This is a genomic window from Variovorax flavidus, from assembly GCF_030317145.1.
Classification (GTDB): domain Bacteria; phylum Pseudomonadota; class Gammaproteobacteria; order Burkholderiales; family Burkholderiaceae_C; genus Variovorax; species Variovorax flavidus.
Genome location: NZ_JASZYE010000003.1, coordinates 157,512 through 176,491 on the forward strand (window position 1 = coordinate 157,512; position 18,980 = coordinate 176,491).

General features: G+C 67.7%; 15 protein-coding genes. 5 read left to right on the forward strand and 10 right to left on the reverse strand.

Going from position 1 to position 18,980, the window contains the following annotated elements:
- Positions 1-8: 8 nt before the first annotated feature.
- The 5 genes from QTH90_RS16030 to QTH90_RS16050 all read left to right on the forward strand — a co-directional run bounded on the left by QTH90_RS16030 (position 9) and on the right by QTH90_RS16050 (position 7,379).
- Positions 9-2,249, forward strand: coding sequence for a cyanophycin synthetase (locus tag QTH90_RS16030; protein WP_286665558.1), 2,241 nt, complete (start codon positions 9-11; stop codon positions 2,247-2,249).
- A gap of 97 nt (positions 2,250-2,346) precedes the next feature.
- Entirely contained in the window at positions 2,347-4,914 is a 2,568-nt protein-coding gene (gene cphA, locus QTH90_RS16035) for a cyanophycin synthetase (protein WP_286665559.1), read from the forward strand.
- A gap of 200 nt (positions 4,915-5,114) precedes the next feature.
- Entirely contained in the window at positions 5,115-5,480 is a 366-nt protein-coding gene (locus QTH90_RS16040; RefSeq protein WP_286665560.1) for a hypothetical protein, read from the forward strand.
- A 111-nt stretch (positions 5,481-5,591) separates the two neighbouring features.
- Positions 5,592-5,843 (forward strand): hypothetical protein, encoded by a 252-nt coding sequence (locus tag QTH90_RS16045; RefSeq protein ID WP_286665561.1) that lies wholly within the window; start codon positions 5,592-5,594, stop codon positions 5,841-5,843.
- Positions 5,844-5,873: 30 nt separating this feature from the next.
- Entirely contained in the window at positions 5,874-7,379 is a 1,506-nt protein-coding gene (locus QTH90_RS16050) for a CYTH and CHAD domain-containing protein (RefSeq protein WP_286665562.1), read from the forward strand.
- On the opposite strand, the gene QTH90_RS16055 is transcribed toward QTH90_RS16050, so the two are convergent.
- The 10 genes from QTH90_RS16055 to chvE form a co-directional block, all read right to left on the reverse strand.
- A complete protein-coding gene (locus QTH90_RS16055; protein WP_286665563.1) occupies positions 7,380-7,748 on the reverse strand; it encodes a ribbon-helix-helix domain-containing protein in 369 nt (122 codons plus the stop codon).
- A 65-nt stretch (positions 7,749-7,813) separates the two neighbouring features.
- Entirely contained in the window at positions 7,814-8,392 is a 579-nt protein-coding gene (locus QTH90_RS16060) for a DJ-1/PfpI family protein (RefSeq protein WP_286568182.1), read from the reverse strand.
- A 106-nt stretch (positions 8,393-8,498) separates the two neighbouring features.
- A complete protein-coding gene (locus tag QTH90_RS16065; RefSeq protein ID WP_286665564.1) occupies positions 8,499-9,428 on the reverse strand; it encodes a dihydrodipicolinate synthase family protein in 930 nt (309 codons plus the stop codon).
- A 16-nt stretch (positions 9,429-9,444) separates the two neighbouring features.
- Entirely contained in the window at positions 9,445-11,181 is a 1,737-nt protein-coding gene (locus tag QTH90_RS16070; protein ID WP_286665565.1) for an IlvD/Edd family dehydratase, read from the reverse strand.
- A gap of 37 nt (positions 11,182-11,218) precedes the next feature.
- Positions 11,219-12,253 (reverse strand): galactofuranose ABC transporter, permease protein YjfF, encoded by a 1,035-nt coding sequence (yjfF, locus tag QTH90_RS16075; protein WP_286665566.1) that lies wholly within the window; start codon positions 12,251-12,253, stop codon positions 11,219-11,221.
- On the reverse strand, positions 12,250-13,293 hold the full coding sequence (locus tag QTH90_RS16080; protein WP_286665567.1) for an ABC transporter permease: 1,044 nt from the start codon (positions 13,291-13,293) through the stop codon (positions 12,250-12,252). Before QTH90_RS16080 ends, yjfF begins: the two co-directional genes overlap by 4 nt.
- A gap of 226 nt (positions 13,294-13,519) precedes the next feature.
- Positions 13,520-15,046, reverse strand: a complete 1,527-nt coding sequence (locus QTH90_RS16085) for a sugar ABC transporter ATP-binding protein (RefSeq protein ID WP_286665568.1) — start codon at positions 15,044-15,046, stop codon at positions 13,520-13,522.
- Positions 15,043-16,260, reverse strand: a complete 1,218-nt coding sequence (mmsB, locus tag QTH90_RS16090) for a multiple monosaccharide ABC transporter permease (protein WP_286665569.1) — start codon at positions 16,258-16,260, stop codon at positions 15,043-15,045. The genes QTH90_RS16085 and mmsB overlap by 4 nt, the downstream gene beginning before the upstream one ends.
- Positions 16,250-17,773, reverse strand: a complete 1,524-nt coding sequence (gene mmsA / locus QTH90_RS16095; RefSeq protein ID WP_444814742.1) for a multiple monosaccharide ABC transporter ATP-binding protein — start codon at positions 17,771-17,773, stop codon at positions 16,250-16,252. Before mmsA ends, mmsB begins: the two co-directional genes overlap by 11 nt.
- Before the next feature lie 76 nt (positions 17,774-17,849).
- Positions 17,850-18,923 (reverse strand): multiple monosaccharide ABC transporter substrate-binding protein, encoded by a 1,074-nt coding sequence (gene chvE / locus QTH90_RS16100; protein ID WP_286665571.1) that lies wholly within the window; start codon positions 18,921-18,923, stop codon positions 17,850-17,852.
- Between the last annotated feature and the right edge of the window lie 57 nt (positions 18,924-18,980).

The window sequence follows — 18,980 nt, forward strand, 5'->3', positions numbered from 1 at the left end:
ACGTTTTCATGACCCGTTTCGACGACATACGCCTGCTGCGCATCAACTATTTGCGCGGCCCGAACCTCTGGACTTACCGGCCCGTGCTGGAAGTCTGGCTCGACCTTGGCGCGCTCGAGGACTATCCCTCCAACAAGATCGACGGCTTCACCGACCGCCTGACGACCCTGCTGCCGGCGCTGATCGAGCACCACTGCGGCGTCGGCGAGCGCGGCGGCTTCATCCAGCGCCTGACCGAAGGCACCTGGGCCGGCCACGTGCTGGAGCACGTCGTGATCGAGTTGCTCAACCTGGCCGGCATGCCGACCGGTTTCGGCCAGACGCGCAGCACCTCGCAGCATGGCGTCTACCGCATGGTGTTCCGCGCCCGCGACGAGCAGGTCGCCCGCGTGGCGCTCGCCGAAGGCCACCGGCTGCTGATGGCGGCCATCAACAACACCCCCTTCGACGCCGCCGACGTGCAGCGCGCGGTCGACGCGGTGAAGGCCAAGGTCGAGGACTGCTACCTCGGCCCGAGCACCGCCTGCATCGTGGGCGCCGCCACCGATCGCGGCATCCCGCACATGCGGCTCAACAGCGGCAACCTCGTGCAGCTGGGCTATGGCGCCAACCAGCAACGCATCTGGACGGCCGAGACCGACTACACCAGCGCCATCGGCGAATCGATTGCCAGCGACAAGGAGCTGACCAAGTCGCTGCTCGCCAGCTGCGGCGTGCCGGTGCCCGAGGGCCAGGTGGTCGCCTCCGCCGAGGAAGCCTGGGAAGCCGCCGAGGACATCGGCCTGCCCGTGGCCGTGAAGCCGTCGGACGCCAACCACGGCCGCGGCGTCTCGCTCGAACTCCACACCCGCGAGGAAGTCATCGCCGCCTTCGCCGTCGCCGAGCCCGAAGGCAGCGACGTGATGGTCGAGCGCTTCATCCGCGGGTCGGAACACCGTCTGCTGGTGGTCGGCGGCCAGGTCGTTGCCGCGGCGCGCGGCGAGATCATCACCGTGACCGGCGACGGAACATCGACCGTGGCCCAGCTCATCGACAGCCAGCTCAACAGCGACCCCCGCCGCGGTGCCGAGGAAGAATTCCCGCTGGACGTGATCGTTCTCGACACGGATGCCAAGCTGCAACTCGAACTCAAGCGCCAGGACCTCGACGGCGCCTCCGTGCCGGCCACCGGCCGGGTCGTCACGATCCAGCGCAACGGCAACATGGCCATCGACTGCACCGACCAGGTGCATCCCGAAGTCGCGCACGCCGCGGTGCTGGCCGCCCGCGTGGTCGGCCTGGACATCGCCGGCGTCGACCTCGTGGCGCAGGACATCTCGCGGCCGCTCGCGGCCCAGGGCGGCGCCATCGTCGAAGTCAATGCCGGCCCCGGCCTGCTGATGCACCTGAAGCCCGCCGTCGGTTCGCCGCGGCCGGTGGGGCGCGCGATCTGCGATCACCTCTTCCCTGACGACGCACCCGGCCGCATTCCGGTGGTCGGCGTCGCCGGCTCGCGCGATACCGCCGTGCTCTCGCGTCTTGTCGCCTGGCTTATCGGCCTGGGCGGCCGCCACACCGGACTCGCCTGCCGCGACGGCCTCTTCCTCGAACGCCGCCGCGTCGACGCTCGCGACAGCGCCAACTGGGAAGCCGGCCACCGCCTGCTGGTCAACCGCGCCGTGCAGGCCGTGGTGGTCGAGAACGGTGCCGAAACCATCCTGCGCGACGGCCTCGCCTACGACCGCTGCCAGGTCGGCATCGTCACCGACCTCGAAGGCGCCGACGCGCTCGCCGAATTCGACATCACCGAGAGCGACCAGATGGTGCGGGTGCTCCGCACCCAGGTCGACGTCGTGCTGCCCGAAGGCACCGCCGTCCTCAACGCCGCCGACCAGCGCGTGGCCGGGCTGGCGCCGCTGTGCGATGGCGACGTGATCCTCTATTCCGCCGATCCGCAGGCCGAGGCGCTGGCGAAGCACCAGTCCAGCGGCGGCAAGGCCGTGCTGGTGCGCCAGGACCGCGTGGTGCTGGCCAACGGCAGCAGCGAATCCTTCCTGCCCGGACTCGGCCGCCTGACGATCTGGCGCGCCACGCATGTGGGCGTCAGCCTCGAAAGCCTTCTCGCCGCCGTCGCTGCGGGCTGGGCACTCGGCATCCCGCTGAACCTGATCGGCGCTGGCGTCGAAGCCTTCGAAGCGGACCTGCAGGCGGCGCTGGCCTCACTGCAGCTGTCCCAGACCCTGATCTCACCCGAACTACAACTCGCCTAGAAATTACCCCGGGCTTCTCGACCAACGCCCCCAAGCGCCGCGGAGCAGCGGCGGGACCGGCTACGCGAAGCGACCAAGCACCGGGGGGGAGCCCAACATGGACATCACACGCATCCGCGCCTTGCGCGGCCCCAACCTGTGGAGCCGCCACACCTGCATCGAGGCGATCGTCACCTGCAAGGACGAAGAGAACGCCATCGAGCGGCTGGCCGGCTTCGAGCCCCGCCTGCGCGCACTGTTCCCGAACATCGGCGAACTGCACCCCGTCGTCCTAGGCCAGCCGCTGGCGCTCGCCCACGTGCTGGAAAACGCCGCCGTGGCGATGCAGGCCCAGGCGGGTTGTGCAGTGAATTTCGGCCACACCTCGCGCACGATCGAGGAAGGCGTCTACCAGGTCACCTTCCAGTACAGCGAAGAGGCCGTCGGCCGGCGTGCGCTCGAACTGGCCAAGGCGCTCCTCGACGCGGCGCAGAACGGCACCGAATTCGATGCCACCGTGGCCATCACCGAATTGCGCGACCTCGACGAATCCGAACGCCTGGGCCCGAGCACCGGCTCCATCGTCGATGCCGCCGTCGCGCGCGGCATTCCTTATCGCCGCCTCACCTCCGGCAGCCTCGTGCAGTTCGGCTGGGGCTCGAAGCAGCGCCGCATCCAGGCCGCGGAAGTCGACAGCACGAGCGGCGTGGCGGAGGCGATCGCGCAAGACAAGGAACTGACCAAGCAACTGCTCAACGCGGCCGGCGTCCCGGTGCCGCTGGGCCGGCCCGTCAGCGATGCCGAAGACGGCTGGGCTGCCGCGCAGGAAATCGGCCTGCCCGTGGTGGTCAAGCCGCAGGACGGCAACCAGGGCAAGGGTGTCACGGTCAACATCACGACGCGGGAGCAGCTGATCTCCGCCTATGACTCGGCCGCCGTCTATGGCGAGGTCATGGTCGAGAAATTCCTGCCCGGCTTCGACTTCCGCCTGCTGGTCGTGGGCGACCGGCTGGTCGCTGCCGCCCGCCGCGATCCGCCGCACGTGATCGGCGACGGCACGAAGACGGTTCGCGAACTGGTCGACGTCGTGAACCAGGACCCGCGGCGCGGCGAAGGCCATGCCACCTCGCTCACCAAGATCCGGCTCGACGACATCGCCATCGGCCGCCTGGAGGCGCAAGGCCTCGCGCCCGACAGCGTGCCCGCGCTCGGCCAGCGCGTGGTGCTGCGCAACAACGCCAACCTTTCCACCGGCGGCACCGCCACCGACGTGACCGACACGGTGCACCCCGAAGTGGCGGCACGCGCGGTCGATGCGGCCCAGATGGTGGGCCTGCACATCTGCGGCGTCGACATGGTCTGCGAGAACGTGCTGCGGCCACTGGAAGAACAGCACGGCGGCGTGGTCGAGGTCAACGCGGCGCCCGGCCTGCGCATGCACATCTCGCCCTCCTTCGGCCGCGGCCGCGCAGTCGGCGAAGCCGTGATGGACACGCTCTTCGCGCATGGCGACGACGGCCGCATCCCCGTGGTGGCGGTCACCGGCACCAACGGCAAGACCACCACCGCGCGCCTGATCAACCACCTGCTCGCCGGCAGCGGCCTGCGCACCGGCATGACCAACACCGACGGCGTCTACGTCGACGGCAGGCAGACCGACAGCGGCGACTGCAGCGGCCCCAAGAGCGCGCGCAACGTGCTGCTGCACCCGGACGTCGATGCGGCCGTGTTCGAAGTGGCGCGCGGCGGCATCCTGCGCGAGGGCCTCGGCTTCGACCGCTGCCAGGTGGCGGTCGTTACCAACATCGGCAGCGGCGACCACCTCGGCCTCAACTACATCACGACGGTGGAAGACCTCGCCGTGCTCAAGCGCGTCGTGGTGCGCAACGTGGCGCCCACCGGCTACGCGGTGCTCAACGCGGCCGACCCCAACGTGGCGGCCATGGCCGTCACCTGCCCCGGCAGCGTGATCTTCTTTGCCGCCGACCGGCAGCATCCGGTGATGGCCACGCACCGCGCGCAAGGCAAGCGCACGGTCTACGTCGACCAGGACACGCTGGTCGCCGCCGAAGGCTCGTGGCGCGAGCGCATTCCGCTGCGCGACGTGCAGATCACCCGCAACGGCGCCATCGGCTTCCAGGTCGACAACGTGATGGCGTCCGTCGCTGCCGCCTGGGCGGTGGGCCTGGACTGGGACACCATCCGCAGCGGCCTCGCCAGCTTCAAGAACGATGCCGCCGGCGTGCCGGGCCGCTTCAACGTCATGGACTACCGCGGTGCGACCGTGATCGCCGACTACGGCCACAACACCGACGCGATGCGCGCACTGGTCGCCGCGGTCGACACCATGCCCGCGAAGAAGCGCTCGGTGGTGATCAGCGGCGCCGGCGACCGCCGCGACTGCGACATCCGCGACCAGACCGCGATCCTCGGCGAAGCCTTCGACGACGTGATCCTCTACCAGGACGCGGCGCAGCGCGGCCGTGCCGACGGTGAAGTCATGGCCCTGCTACGTCAGGGCCTCGAAGGCGCCCAGCGCACGCGCTTCATCGACGAGATCCGCGGCGAGTTCATCGCCATCGACAGCGCGCTCGCGCGGCTGCAGCCGGGCGACCTCTCGCTGATCCTGGTGGACCAGGTCGACGAAGCGCTCGCTCACCTCGCCAAGCGCATCGCGGCGGGCTGAGCCGCACGGGAAGCCCGCCGCAGGCGCGGCGGACTTCTGCGAGCCTTCTGCCCGTTCGATTGCGGGATCTGTCCGACAAGAACGTGCGCTTCCGGGGACTGGCTGTCGGTCCGGATCTCCCACACACTCCGAACTTCCCAGGCGGCAGACTTCGTACCCATGGCGGTGCAAGTCCGCGCCCCAAGCCAAAGGAGTGATTCATGTCCAATGCCCTTCGTTCGTGCCTCGCGGTTCTTGTCGCGGCCGGTGGTCTGGTCGGCGCGTCGTCGGCGCTCGCCCAGGGGTCCGCTTCCGGGTCCCTCGTCTGCGACGGCGTCCAGCAGAACAAGCAGGCGTGCCTGCGCGAAAGAGGCGCGGCGCAGGATGCAGCGCGCCGCGGCGGGCTGTCGAGCCCCGATGCGGCCACGCTCCAGGCGAACGCACTGGCCCGCTGCAACCGGCAGCCGCCGGAAGACCGGCCCGCCTGCGAGGCACGCGTGCTCGGCACCGGACAAACCAACGTCACCGGCAGCGTGCTGGGTGGCGGGGTGATCCGCACGACCGTGGTGCCCGTGCCGGCGCGGTAGCCGCACGGCCGATACGTAGGACCAATGTCCTACTCCGTCATGCGGCTGTCACAAATGGCGCGGGGGCGCTGGCTATAGTCGAGGGCTTGTCTCCACGCGGAAAGCTCGCCCATGAACGCCATCAAGGTCGCTCGCCGGTTCATCGAAACGGACCCGGCCAACGAGTCGGCAAAGATCCTCGCCAGGCTGGTGCTGGCGCTCGAGTCGGAACACAGCTTCGAACTGGTCACGCTGTATGAACTCGATTACAAGAGCTTCCAGTTGGCGATGGACATCCTCAAGGAATGGCGGTTGGACCGCTACTACGCCAGCAAGTCGAAGCTGTTCGACCTGTCGATGCAGGTCAGTGAACTGGACAGCTGATTCCAGCGCGCCAGCGCTGCTGGGCGCGCAGTGACCGAGTTCGAACTCAAATTCCAGATCGATCCGCCGCACCAGGCGACGGTCGAAGCGGCGGTGGCCCGGGGACGGTCCTACCGCACACGGCTGCGTGCACGCTACTTCGACACCGCAGATGGCGCCCTGGCGGCGCAGCGCATCGTGCTGCGCCTGCGCAAGGAAGGCGGCACCTGGGTGCAGACGGCCAAGGCGCCGACCGACGGGCCGCTGCAGCGCCACGAACACAACTTCGAACTGCCCCCCATGGGCGCGCGCGAGTTGCCCTTGCCGCGCATCGACCGGCACGATGACACGCCCGTCGGCGAACTCGTCGCCAAGGCATTGCGCCAGGCCGGACACGACCCGGCAACGGTCGAGCTCGTCCCGCTCTACGGCACCGACGTCTGGCGCACCACGCGTGAGATGCGCACCGGCGACGCGCTGATCGAACTCGCCTTCGACCGGGGCGAAGTGCGCGCGGGCGAGCATGCGCATGCGTTGTGCGAACTGGAGATCGAACTCAAGCACGGCAGTCCGCAATCGATGCTCGAACTCGCCCAGCGCTGGCGCAACCGGTATGCGCTCTGGCTCGACACGGTGTCGAAATCGGCACGCGGCGAGCGGCTGGCGAAAGGCATCCAGCATGGCCCACCGACGAAGGCGGTGCAGCCTTCGCTGGAAAGCGATCCGTCCGGCCCGGAAGTCTTTCGCGCGGTATTGAACACCTGTCTCGCCCAGATCCTTCCCAACGCGAGCGAAGTCGCCGCGGGCAGCCAGGATGCGGAGCACGTGCACCAGCTGCGCGTCGGCATCCGACGCCTGCGGACGGCGCTGCGCGAGATGGCCGATTTCGCCCCGGACATCGACTCCGCGTGGGAGGCCCCGCTCGTCGGCGCGTTTCGCGCGCTCGGGCTTCAGCGCGATCGGGAGCATCTTCGGCAGACGGTGCAGCCGCAGATCGAGGCCGCGGGCGGCCCCCCTGTCGCATGGCCGGACGTCGCCCACATTCCGAAGCCAGCCGACGTGGTGCGGGGCGCGGATTTCCAGACGGTATTGATGGATCTGATCGCAGCCTCGCTTCCCCCCGAGGTGACGGACGATGCCACCACAGAGGAAGCGCCCCCCGCGCGCAAGCGCCTGCGGGAGCGGCTGGCGAAGCTGCATCGCCAGATCGCGCGCGACGGCCGGCGCTTCGAAGAGCTGGAGCCTGTAGCGCAGCACCGAGTCCGCAAGCGCCTCAAGCGTCTGCGCTACCTCGGCGAGTTCGTTGCCCCGCTGTTCGGCCGCCGCGAGGCCAGGCACTATCTGAAGGACCTGGAACCGGCCCAGGACGCCCTCGGCAAGCACAACGACGACGCCGTGGCGATCGCGGCCTACCGGGAGCATGCCGCCCAAGACGGGCGCGCATGGTTCGCCGTCGGCTGGCTGAGCGCGCGACAACCCGCCGACGCGGTGGAATGCCGCAAGGCGCTCGACAGGATCGCCGAGGCGCGGCCCTTCTGGAAGAAGAAGAAAACCTAGCTAGGTCAACGCGGCCGCCTGCGACCAGCCTCTGGGCATGGCATGCAGCACGGCCTTGGCGTCGAGCGACCGGATCGCCACCGAGGTGTCGGTCGGGATCCGCCCCTGAGCGACCATGGCTTCGTAGCGCAGCGCGCTGACGCGCAGGAACGAAGAGAAGTTGCCGACCTCTCCTCGCGCCGCGACCAGTTCATCGTAGAGCTTCTCGATCAGTTGCACGACACCCATGTCGTCGCGCGCCGCGATTTCCTCCAGCACCTGCCAGAAGAGGTTTTCGAGCCGGATGCTGGTGACGACGCCGTGCAGCCGGACCGAGCGCGTGCGGCTGTCGTAGCTCTGGGGATCGGCGCTGATGAAAACTTCGCACATGAGCCTTCTCCTGTGTCGGGGCAGGTGACGCGGATCAAGACTGTAGCGTCACCGGCGGCTGCGCATCAGGTCTCGATGCGCGTGCCGAGCACCTTGAGGAACTGTCCGATCCACGCCGGATGGGCCGGCCATGCCGGCGCGGTGACGAGATTGCGATCGGTCACGGCCTGGTCGACCGGGATGCCCATGTACTCGGCGCCGGCGAGTTCGACTTCGACCTGGCAGGCCGGATAGGCCGAGACCTTGCGGCCCTTCAGCAGCCCCGTGGCCGCCAGCAGTTGCGCACCGTGGCAGACCGCCGCCACCGGCTTGTCGGCGGCAAGGAAATGCCTGGCAATCTCGACGACGCGGCTGTTCAGGCGCAGGTATTCGGGCGCGCGGCCGCCGGGGATGACCAGGGCGTCATAGGCCTCGGGGCGCACATCGGCGAAGTTCGCGTTCAGCGTGAAGCGGTGACCCGGCTTCTCGCTGTAGGTCTGCGCGCCCTCGAAGTCGTGGATCGCGGTGTGGACCCAGTCGCCGGCCTTCTTGTCCGGCGCGACCGCATGGACCGTGTGGCCCACGGCCAGCAGTGCCTGGAACGGCACCATGGTTTCGTAATCTTCGGCGTAGTCGCCGCAAAGCATCAGGATCTTGCGTGCCATCGTGTCTCCTTCAAGGTGTGGACAGTCGAATCCGTGAGGATCCGGCCTGGCCCCATTGTTCGGAAGGAGAGGCGATGGGTGGTAGCAGTCGGTTGTGACATTCGGGCTAGCGTCCCCAGCGCAGCACCAGCGGATCGAGCCGCCGCGCGGTCTCGATCAGTCCCGCCCGCGTGTCCGGATGCATGGCCGCCAGCGGATGACGTGGCGCCTCGCACGCGATCACGCCGCCCTCCTTCATCAGCGCCTTGCACGCCAGCAGCCCGGCTTGCCTGTTCTCGAAATTGATCAAGGGAAGCCACTGCTGGTAGCGCTCGAAAGCCTGCTCGCGCCGTCCCGCGAGATGGTCCGCAATGATCGGCCGGATGCCGTCGGGGTAGCCGCCGCCGGTCATCGATCCCGTCGCACCCGCATCCAGGTCGGGCATCAGCGTGATGGCTTCCTCGCCGTCCCACGGCCCTTCGATGGCATCGCCGCCGAGCCGGATGAGTTCGCGCAGCTTCGTCGCCGCGCCCGCCGTCTCGATCTTGAAGTACGCGACGTGCTCGATCTCCTTCGCCATGCGCGCGAGAAAAGGCGCCGTCAGCACCGTGCCGCTGGCCGGTGCGTCCTGGATCATGATGGGAATGTCGACCGCATCGGACAGGCGCGCATAGAAGTCGTGGATCTGCGGCTCCGACACGCGGAAGGTCGCGCCGTGATACGGCGGCATCACCATCAGCATCGCGGCGCCCATGTCCTGCGCACGGCGGCTGCGCTCGGCGCAGACCCTGGTGCTGAAGTGCGTGGTCGTGACGATCACCGGCACGCGGCCGGCCACGTGCTCCAGGATCGCGCGGGTCAGCACTTCGCGCTCCTCGTCCGACAGCACGAACTGCTCGGAGAAGTTCGCGAGGATGCAGATGCCGTCCGACCCGGCATCGATCATGAAGTCGATGGCTCGCTTCTGGCTCGCGAGATCGAGCTCGCCCGACTCGGTGAAGGTGGTCGGTGCCACCGGAAAGATGCCCTGGTAGCGGCGTTGGGTCGAAGCTGTCATGAAAGGTTTCTCCGGATCAATGCGAATGGCGTGGCACGGCCGCGCCGCGGCAACCGACGAGGAAGTCGAAGTCGCAGCCCTCGTCCGCCTGCAGCACGTGCTCGACATAGAGACGCTGGTAGCCGCCGCCCTTGATGGGCGCCGCATCGGCCGAGATGGCTTCGAGGCGTGCGGCCAGTTCGGCGTCGCTGATGTCGAGATGCAGCCGGCCCTCATGGCAATCGAGCTCGATCCAGTCCCCGTCGCGCACTGCCGCCAGCGGGCCGCCATCCGCCGCCTCGGGCGCGACGTGCAGCACCACCGTGCCGTAGGCCGTGCCGCTCATGCGCGCGTCGGAAATGCGCACCATGTCCTTGATGCCCTGGCGTAGCAGCTTGGGCGGAAGGCCCATGTTGCCGACCTCGGCCATGCCGGGGTAGCCCTTGGGACCGCAGTTCTTCATCACCAGAACGGAACTGGCATCCACGTCGAGCGCCTCGTCGACGATGCGCTCCTTGTAGTGCTCCAGGTTCTCGAACACCACGGCGCGGCCGCGATGCTTGAGCAGCTCGGGCGAGGCGGCCGAGGGCTTCAGCACCGCGCCGCGCGGCGAGAGGTTGCCGCGCAGGATGCAGATGCCACCGTCGTCGATGAGCGGGTTGTCGAGCGGGCGGATCACCTCGTCGTTGTGGCTCGGCGCCTCGCGCACGTTCTCCCACAGCGTCTTGCCGTTGACCGTGAGCGCATCCGGGTACGGAAGGAGGCCATGCTCGCCGAGACGGCGCAGCACGGCCGGCAGGCCGCCCGCGTAATAGAACTCCTCCATGAGGAAGCGGCCCGACGGCATCAGATCCACCAGCGTGGGCGTACCGCGCCCAATGCGCGTCCAGTCTTCCAGTTCGAGCGGCACGCCGATGCGCCCCGCGATCGCCTTCAGGTGAATCACCGCATTGGTCGAGCCGCCGATCGCGGCATTGGTGCGGATCGCGTTCTCGAAGGCTTCGCGCGTGAGGATCTTCGACAGCGTCAGCCCCTCGCGCGCCATCGCGACCGCCCGCATGCCCGACATCTGCGCCAGCACGTAGCGACGCGCATCGACCGCAGGGATCGCCGCGTTGTGCGGCAGCGAAGTGCCCAGCGCCTCGGCCATGCAGGCCATGGTCGAGGCCGTGCCCATGGTGTTGCAGGTGCCGGCCGAGCGCGACATGCCCGCCTCGGCCGAGAGGAACTGGTGCACGTTGATCTCGCCGGCCTTCATCGCCTCATGCAGCTGCCACACGGCCGTGCCCGAGCCGATGTCGCGCCCTTCGAGCTTGCCGTTGAGCATCGGCCCGCCCGTGACGACGATGGCCGGGATGTCGCAGCTCGCCGCGCCCATCAGCAGCGCGGGCGTGGTCTTGTCGCAGCCCGTGAGCAGCACCACCGCATCGATCGGGTTGCCGCGGATCGCCTCTTCCACGTCCATGCTCGCGAGGTTGCGCGTGAGCATCGCCGTCGGCCGCAGGTTCGATTCGCCGTTGGAGAACACCGGGAACTCCACAGGAAACCCGCCCGCCTCCGAGATGCCCCGCTTCACATGCTCGGCAATCTTGCGGAAATGCGCGTTGCAGGGCGTCAGCTCCGACCAGGTGTTGCAGATGCCGATGATGGGCCGCCCGTCGAACTCGTGCTCGGGGATGCCCTGGTTCTTCATCCAGCTGCGGTACATGAAGCCGTTCTTGTCGGCCGTGCCGAACCATTCGGTCGAACGCAGTTTTCTCGGGGAGTCGGACATGCGATGGGTTCCGTGAAATGGGAGAGGGAGAAAGCCGTCAGTGACGCTCGGCCGCACGCGCAGAGAACAGGCGCTGCAGCAGGCAGAACACGAAGAGCAGCACGCCGACCACGATGCGCGTCCACCAGGAACTCAGCGTGCCGTCGAAGGAGATGAGCGTCTGGATGATCCCCAGCATGAGCACGCCGAACAGCGTGCCGACCACATAGCCGACCCCGCCCGTGAGCAGCGTGCCGCCGATCACCACCGCCGCGATGGCGTCCAGTTCAAGACCCACCGCGTGCAGCCCGTAGCCCGACAGCATGTAGAAGGTGAACACCACGCCGCCCAGCGCGGAGCAGAAGCCGGAGAGCGTGTAGACACCGATCACCGTGGAACGCACCGGCAATCCCATCAGCAGCGCGGATTGCTCGTTGCCGCCGATGGCATACACGGTGCGGCCGAAGGGCGTGTAGTGCGCGACGAACACCGCGATCGCCACCACCCCCAGCGCGATCAGCCCGCTGATCGTGATCGATGCCCCGCCCCACACCGGCATGCGCCACTGCGACACCTCCGAATAGAACTCGTTGGTGATGCTGATGGAGTCGATGCTGATCAGGTAGCAGAGCCCCCGCGCGAGGAACATGCCCGCCAGCGTGACGATGAAGGGCTGCAGGCGGAAGCGCTCGATCAGCACGCCCATGAAGGCGCCGAAGAGCGTGCCCATGACCAGCACCAGCGGGATCACGATCGCCGGGCTCCAGCCGTGCTTCTCCACCAGCGAGGCCGAGACCATCGTGGTCAGCGCGATCACCGAGCCCACCGAGAGATCGATGCCGCCCGACAGGATCACGAAGGTCATGCCGACCGCGACGATGCAGAGGAAGGCGTTGTCGATCAGCAGGTTCAGGAACACCTGCGGCGAGAAGAAGCCGTCGTAGAAAACCGAGCCCAGCGTCGCCATCAGCACGAAGAGCGAGATGGTTGCGCCCAGCGGCAGGTACTTGGGATTGAGGCGCGTGCGCGGTCGCTGCACCGACGTGCTGGACTCCGGCCCGCGCGCTGTGGACTCGGGCACCACGGCGCTCATCGCACCACCTCCCCACGCGCCGGCCGCTGCACGAGCTGGCGAAGACTCGCGCGGAACTCGGCCGACTGCAGCAGCATGACGACGAACACCACCGCCGCCTTGACGACCAGGTTGATCTCCGGCGGCACGCCCAGCGAATAGATGCCGTAGGTCAGCGTCTGGATGATGAGCGCGCCGATCACGCTACCTACGAGGCTGAAGCGCCCGCCGGTCAGCGCCGTGCCACCGAGCGTGACCGCGAGGATCGCGTCCAGTTCCAGCAACTGCCCCGCGTTGTTGCCATCGGCGCTCTTGACGTTCGAGCTGATCAGCAGCCCGGCCACGCCTGCGCAGAAGCCGCAGAACATGTAGGCGCCCACGATGATCCGCCGCGCCCGCACGCCCGCCACCCGCGCCGCGTTCGGGTTGATGCCCACCGACTGGATGAACAACCCGAGCGCGCTGCGCGTGATCGCGAGGTACAGCACGATGAACACGAACGCTGCGATGTAGACCGAGAACGGCAGCCCGAAGAGATAGCCGCTGCCGATGAAGAAGAACGGCGCGTAGTAGATCGTGATGATCTGCCCGCCCGTGATGAGCTGCGCGATGCCGCGCCCCGCGACCATCAGGATCAGCGTCGCAATGATCGGCTGCATGCCCACCCGCGCGACCAGCAGCCCGTTCCACAACCCGCACACCGCCGCCACGGCGAGCGCAGCGACGATCGCCAGCCACATCGGGAAGCGGCTCACCTCGGCCGCTGCACCATTGCTCACCACCAGCGACCCACCGATCATCCAGGCCGCGAGCGCCGCCGCAATGGCGACGACCGCCCCCACCGAAATGTCGATGCCCCGCGTGGCGATGACGAGCGTCATGCCGAGCGACACCAGCACCAGCGGCGCCGCGCGGTTGAGGATGTCGATCAGGCTGCCGTACAAGTGCCCGCTGCGCACTTCAATGTGCAGGAAGCTCGCGTTGAACGCGGCATTGATCGCCAGCAGAAGAAGAAGCGTGACCACCGGCCACGCCAGCCGATGCCGAAAGATGGCGCTCATGCCCGCACTCCAAAGAATCGCGCCTGAAGGCGCAAGCGAAAAGTCCCGCGGAACCGGCTCCGCCGGGCCGCCGGGGCTGCCCCCGGCACGGGGGTGGGCGGCCACACGAAGTGGGCAAGCCTGGGGGCGAGCTCAGTGACTCCGCGGAGCCGGCTCCGCCGGGCCGCCGGGGCTGCCCCCGGCAGGGGGTGGAGAGCGACACGAAGTGCGCGAGCCTGGGGGCGAGTCATATTTCAGCGATCAGGTCGTACACCGCGTCCTCGCTGGTACCGGCCGGCAGCTCGCCCACCTTGCGCCGCTCGCGCAGCACCGCGATCCGGTGCGACACCCGCACCACCTCGTTCATCTCCGACGAGATGAACAGCACTGCCATGCCACTGCGCGCGAGGCGCAGGATCTCGTCCATGATTTCCTGCTTGGCCGCGACGTCGATGCCGCGGGTCGGCTCGTCGAGGATCAGCAGCCGCGGCTCGATCGCCAGCCAGCGCGCCAGCAAGGCCTTCTGCTGGTTGCCGCCAGAGAGCAGGCCGATGGGCGTGTCGACGCTGGCCGTCTTGATGCCCAGCGCCTTGACGAAGCGCTCCGCGAGCGCGGTCTGTTCCGCGCGCGACAGCGTGTTGCGCACGCCGAGCCGTGCCTGCAGCGCCAGCGCAATGTTCTCGCGCAGGGACAGGTCGGCCACGATGCCATCGGTCTTGCGCTCCTCGGGGCACAGCGCGAGGCCGTGCTTCACCGCATCCGCCGGGCTGCCCAGCTCGACCGCGACGCCGTCGATGCGCAGGCTGCCGCCATCGGGCTTGGCCAGGCCGAACAGCAGCCGCGCCAGTTCCGTGCGGCCGGAGCCGAGCAGGCCGGCCAGCCCCACGATCTCGCCTGCGTGCACGCTCAGGTCCACGGGCTGCAACTGCCCGCGCTGGCCCACGCCCTCGGCCTGCAGCACGGCGGGCGCGCCCTCCTCGATCGGCGGAAGCTGCGCGTGGCCCGTGGCCTGAGCCGCGAGCTCGCGCCCGACCATCGCGGCGATCAGCGCCTGCGGCCCGAGGTCGCCCGTCGCCCACTCGCCGACCCAGGCGCCGTTGCGCAGCACCGTGATGCGGTCCGACACGGCGTAGACCTGGTTCAGGAAGTGCGTGACGAACAGGATGGCCAATCCCTCACCACGCAACCGGCGCAGCACGGCAAAGAGGCTCTTCACTTCGTCGTCGTCGAGGCTCGAGGTCGGCTCGTCGAGGATCAGCACCTTCGACGACAGGCCCAGCGCCCGCGCGATCGCCACCAGTTGCTGCACCGCGACCGAGTAGCTGGAGAGCAGCCGCGTGACATCGATGTCCACGTCCAGCCGCGCCAGCAGCGCGCGCGCCTGCCGGTTGACTTCGGCCCAGTCGATCCGGTAGCCCTGCGCCAATCCGCAACGCGGATAGCGCCCCGAGAAGATGTTCTCGGCCACCGAGAGGTTCGGGCAGAGATTCACTTCCTGGTAGACCGTGCTGATGCCCATGCGCTGGGCTTCCAGCGGCGACGCCGGGCGGATCGGCTGCCCGGCCAGCAGCATCTCGCCGCTGTCGGCAGCGTAGACGCCCGTCAGCACCTTGATGAGCGTCGACTTGCCCGCGCCGTTCTGCCCCATCAACGCATGGACCTCGCCGGCCCGCAGTCGCAGCGCGACGCCGCGGAGTGCCGGCACGCCGTTGAACTGCTTGTCGATGCCCGTGAGTTGCAGCACGGGTGCATCGGTTGAGGATTCGTTGGTCATTTGTTTTTGTTGTAGACGTCGATGAAGACTGCGGCCAGCAGGACCAGTCCCTTGATGACCTGCTGGTAGTCGATGCCGATGCCGAGGATCGACATGCCGTTATTCATCACACCCATCACGAAGGCGCCGATCACAGCGCCCATGACCTTGCCCACGCCGCCCGAGGCCGAGGCGCCGCCGATGAAGCAGGCCGCGATCACGTCCAGTTCGAAGCCAAGCCCGGCCTTGGGCGTCGCCGTGTTGAGCCGCGCCGCGAACACCAGCCCCGCCAGCGCCGCGAGCACGCCCATGTTCACGAAGGTCAGGAAGGCCAGCCGCTGCGTCTTGATGCCCGACAGCCGCGCCGCCTTCTCGTTGCCGCCGAGCGCATAGATGCGGCGGCCCACCGTCGTGCGGTTGGTGACGAAGTCATAGGCCACGATCAGCACCGCCATCACGATCAGCACGTTCGGCAGCCCTTTGTAGGTCGCCAGCAGGTAGCTGAGGAGCAGGATGGCCGCCGCAAAGAACAGGTTCCTGCCGAGGAAGAAGGCGAACGGCTCCTGTGCCATGCCATGCTGCGCGAGCCTGGCGCGGCCGCGCAGCTTGAAGAACACCAGCGCGGCGGCCGCCAGCGCACCGAGCAGCAATGAAGTGGTGCGCAAGCTCTCGCCGCCGAACACGTCGGGCACAAAGCCCGAACTCAGCTTCTGGAAAGCCTCGGGGAACGGCCCCACCGACTGCCCTGCCAGCAGCGCCAGCGTGAGCCCCTTGAACACCAGCATGCCCGCCAGCGTGACGATGAAGGACGGGATCCGGAAGAAGGCCACGAACCAGCCCTGCGCCGCGCCGATCACGCCGCCCGCGATCAGGCACACGATGAAGGTCGGCACGAAATGCCATTCGTATTCCACCATCAGCACCGCCGCGAGCGCGCCGACGAAGCCGCACACCGAGCCCACCGACAGGTCGATGTGCCCGGCCACGATCACCAGCAGCATGCCCAGCGCCATGATGACGATGTAGCTGTTCTGCAGCAGCAGGTTGGTGAGGTTCAGCGGCCGCATCAGCGTGCCATCCGTCAGCACCTGGAACAGCACCATGATCGCGACCAGCGAGATCAGCATGCCGTACTCGCGCAGGTTGTTCTTGAGGAAGCCCGCGTGCTCCCCGCCGGTCGAGGCCGGTGCGCTGATCGGGGTGGCCGGCTTCACGGCATCGACTTCAGGCGGCATGGACGCTGCTCCCGGACGCGACGATGACACGCATGATCTTCTCCTGCGAGGCCTCGGCCGCTGGAAACTCTGCGACGAAGCGCCCCTCGTTCATCACGTAGATGCGGTCGCACATGCCGAGCAGTTCCGGCAGTTCGGACGAAATCATGAGAATGCCTTTTCCCTCGCTCGCCAGCTGGTCGATGATGGTGTAGATCTCGTACTTGGCACCGACGTCGATGCCGCGCGTCGGCTCGTCGAGGATCAGCAGTTCCGGCTTGGCGAACAGCCACTTGCTCAGCACCACCTTCTGCTGGTTTCCACCCGACAGGTTGACCACGCGCTGGTCCACCCCGGCGCAGCGGATGTTGAGCGCCCGCCGGTAGTCGCTCGCCACCTTGAACTCGCGGGCGTCGTCGATCACGCCGCGATCCGACACCGCAGCCAGGTTGGCGAGGCTCACGTTCTTGCGGATGTCTTCCTCCAGCACCAGGCCCGCGCTCTTGCGGTCCTCGGTGACGTAGGCGATGCCGTGGTCGATGGCCTTGCGGATGGTGCCGACGTCCACCTCCTTGCCATGCATGAAGACCGAGCCGCTGATGCGCTGGCCGTACGAGCGGCCGAACACGCTCATCGCGAACTCGGTGCGGCCCGCGCCCATCAGGCCCGCGATGCCGACGATCTCGCCGCGCCGCACGTGCAGGTTCACGCCCTTGATCTGCTCGCGGTCGGCGTGCAGCGCGTGGTGCACGTGCCAGTCGCGCACCTCGAAGAGGGTCTCACCGATGTCCGGCGTGCGGTCCGGGTAGCGGTGTGCCATGTCGCGCCCGACCATGCCGCGGATGATGCGGTCCTCGCTGATCGGGGCCGCGCGGCATTCCATCGTCTCGACGGTCGCGCCATCGCGCAGCACCGTGATCGAATCCGCGACCTTGGCGATCTCGTTGAGCTTGTGCGAGATCAGGATGGACGAGATGCCCTGCGCCTTGAGTTCCAGCAGCAGGGCCAGCAGCGCGTCGCTGTCGCTCTCGTTCAGGCTCGCGGTCGGCTCGTCGAGGATCAGCAGCTTGACCTCTTTGGAGAGCGCCTTCGCGATCTCCACCAGTTGCTGCTTGCCGACTCCGAGGTTGGTGATGAGCGCGGTCGGCTGCTCCTTGAGCCCCACCTTCGCCAGCAGCTCGCGCGTGCGCGCATAGGCCTCGAACCAGTCGATCACGCCGCCGCGCGCGGTCTCGTTGCCGAGGAAGATGTTCTCCGCGATGGACAGCAGCGGCACCAGCGCCAGCTCCTGGTGGATGATGATGATGCCGAGCTTCTCGCTGTCGGCGATGCCCCTGAAGCGGCGCAGCTCGCCCTCGAAGTGGATCTCGCCCTCGTACGAGTCGCAGGGGTACACGCCGCTGAGCACCTTCATCAGCGTGGACTTGCCCGCGCCGTTCTCGCCGACCACCGCATGGATCTCACCCGCGCGCACCGCGAGGTTGACGTTGTCCAGCGCGTTCACACCCGGAAAGGTCTTGGTGATGCCGCGCATCTCCAGAATCACTTCGTTCACCCTGTCTCCTTCGAGCCTGCGGGGCCGGACGGCCCCGCATCGCATCCGGCGGCCGCTACTTGATCTGGCTCTCCTTGTAGTAGCCGCTGTCGACCAGCGTCTGCTTCCAGTTCGATGCATCGACGCTCACCGGCTTCAGCAGGTAGGACGGCACGACCTTCACGCCGTTGTTGTAGGTCTTGGTGTCGTTCACCTCCGGCTGCTTGCCCGCCAGCATGGCGTCGACCATGCCCACCGTGACCTTGGCCAGTTCGCGCGTGTCCTTGAACACGGTGGAAGTCTGCTCCTTCTTGAGGATCGACTTCACCGAAGGCACTTCGGCATCCTGCCCCGTCACCACCGGCATCGGCTGCTGCGCCGTGCCGTAGCCCACGCCCTTGAGCGAGGAGATGATGCCGATCGACAGCCCGTCGTAGGGCGAGAGCACGGCATCCACGCGGTCCTTGGTGTAGTAGGCCGACAGCAGGTTGTCCATGCGCGCCTGCGCGACCGCGCCGTCCCAGCGCAAGGTCGAGACCTTGTCCATGCCCAACTGCTTGCTGCGCACCACCAGCTTGCCGCTGTCGATGTAGGGCTTGAGCACCGACATCGCACCGTTGTAGAAGAAGAAGGCGTTGTTGTCGTCCGGCGATCCGCCGAAGAGCTCGATGTTGTAGGGGCCCTTGCCTTCCTTGAGCTTCAGCGCCTGCTCGATGTAGCTGGCCTGCAGCACGCCGACCTGGTAGTTGTCGAAGGTGGCGTAGTAGTCGACGTTCTTCGAGCCCTTGATGAGCCGGTCATAGGCGATGACCTTCACGCCCTTGTCCGCCGCCTTCTGCAGCACGTCCGACAGCGTGGTCCCGTCGATCGCGGCGATCACCAGCACCTTGGCGCCCTTCGTCACCATGTTCTCGACCTGCGCGAGCTGGTTGGGAATGTCGTCGTCGGCGTATTGCAGGTCGGTCTTGTAGCCCTTCTCGTTGAAGTACTTGACCATGTTCGACCCGTCGGCAATCCACCGCGCCGACGACTTGGTCGGCATCGAGATGGCGATGAGCCCCTTGTCCTGGGCATGGACCCACGGCGCGATGCCGACGAGCAGCGTGGTGGCCGCCCCGGCCAGCAGGGTCTTGAGAAAGTTGCGTTTCATTTGAAGCTCTCCATCATTCAGTTCATCTCGATCCGCCTGACGGCGGCCGCGCAGCGC